The sequence below is a fragment of the Polyangium sp. 15x6 genome (assembly GCF_029960785.1).
Classification (GTDB): Bacteria; Myxococcota_A; Polyangia; order Polyangiales; family Polyangiaceae; genus Polyangium.
On the sequence record NZ_JASBQE010000245.1, the window covers coordinates 1 to 1,584 of the forward strand.

The following is a 1,584-nucleotide window of genomic DNA, read 5'->3' on the forward strand; positions in this document are numbered from 1 at the left end:
CGTCCTGCTCGATCTCTGCACGAATCGCCGCCGCTCGCTGATGGTTCCGCATCGGGTGCTCCCTTCGGGGCACCAGCGTCGGAGGAGCGAGCCGTCGGTGTCAGGACGGGGGTGGGCGAGGTGGTACCGTGAAACTCCCCGGCGCGGTCAACCTGGTTGCGGTTCCTGACGGTAGTTCCAGGCCCTTCCTTTTCGCCGTGGTGGCGCGATCCGTCGGAACATCATGCGCCCCTGGGCAAACTCACGCGGCGGGCGTGCAACCCCCTGGCGTAGTCAACCTGATCGGGGTTGGCGGTCAACCTGGTTGCGGTTTCTGGTCAGCGGTTCCTGGTCAACCTGGTTGCGGTTCCTGGTTGCTTTGTCGACCTGGTTGGGGTTGGCGGTCAACCTGGTTGCGGTTCCTGGTCGGTAGTTCGGTGAGGGAGGGATGGGTATCAGCGGGGTCGGCGAGCCCGGAACGGAACCCCAAGACGGCCGTGTCAATGCATGATTAGCTCGTCTTCCGATACAACAATATCGCCTGACCCAACGCTTGGTCCCCATGCGCCGTCGCTGCCCTGCGATTCCATGACCATTTTGCCGTGTACACAAGAACCGCGCACTTGCTGCCCCCAAGCATCAAGAATTTGCTGGTCGGATACCCATGTACCCAAGCGCTCACAGACGATGCCAGCGCGTTCAGCGTGCAATATCGTCTTGCGCAATAGCTTGGTGGTGTGAAACACTTTTGCCACGTATTCTCTTTTTTCAGCCAAGTCCTTGTCCGAGGAGGACAAGAGCCCTGCATCTGGGAGCCGATCCTGTTCCGGGTCGATCCGTTGCGCGCTTCCCGTACCATCAGGCACAGCCTTCGGAATATTTACGTCACCTTGCCTGGGGAGAGCATATTCCTCTGCCCCATTGGATGGACGCCCACACCCTACCAGGGTGGATCCATAGAATACTATTCCGAGCAAGCTAGCGAATGAAACGACGCAGCTTTGGCATGATGACATCGACAGCAGCTCCGGCGCTCGGGGTTAGTGCAGATCTCGCAAACATGTGAGTATTATTCGTTCCCGGAAGCGTGGGGAACTGGACGATCCCCCTGGGAATATAGCCGTATCCACCACCACCTTTGTTCGATCCGGTTGAGAGTGCATTGTTGTAGTAGGTAGCAATCTTCCCTTCGGGTATCCCATTCCTTTCTGCAATGAGGGCACGGGCGCCTGCCGCGATTCGCATCCCGACAGCGTCAGCGATAGCTTCCTCGGCCAGCTTGAGCATCGCTCCGGTGACCAGATCCTTCGGGTTGCCATGTGTCGTCGTCTCAGATAACACGACTAAGAAGAACCGCAACCAGGTTGACCAGAACCGACCAGTCCTGGGAGAGGGTCAAGGTGGCGCCCGCCAGGTGCGTGCGGGACTCCGCCACCTCTGCGGCATGCGTAAGTACCTGAAACTCGCGACATCACCCTCGGCACGGTGGCTGCTCCTGACCATGCGCGTGGCTTTCCCTCGATCGATCCGCCCACTTGTGACGTGCATGCTGACGAGGCGTTGCTATCAGCGCACGTTCCGACTTCGCCCCTCTGAAGAGAGCAA

Annotated in this window: 2 protein-coding genes; both read right to left on the reverse strand. The window is 59.3% G+C overall.

All coding sequences use genetic code 11. From position 1 onward, the window contains the following. Positions 1–479 precede the first annotated feature (479 nt). Positions 480–845, reverse strand: coding sequence for a hypothetical protein (locus tag QHF83_RS53240; RefSeq protein WP_282425868.1), 366 nt, complete (start codon positions 843–845; stop codon positions 480–482). Between the two features lie 112 nt (positions 846–957). Further along, positions 958–1,320, reverse strand: a complete 363-nt coding sequence (locus tag QHF83_RS53245; protein ID WP_282425869.1) for a hypothetical protein — start codon at positions 1,318–1,320, stop codon at positions 958–960. Between the last annotated feature and the right edge of the window lie 264 nt (positions 1,321–1,584).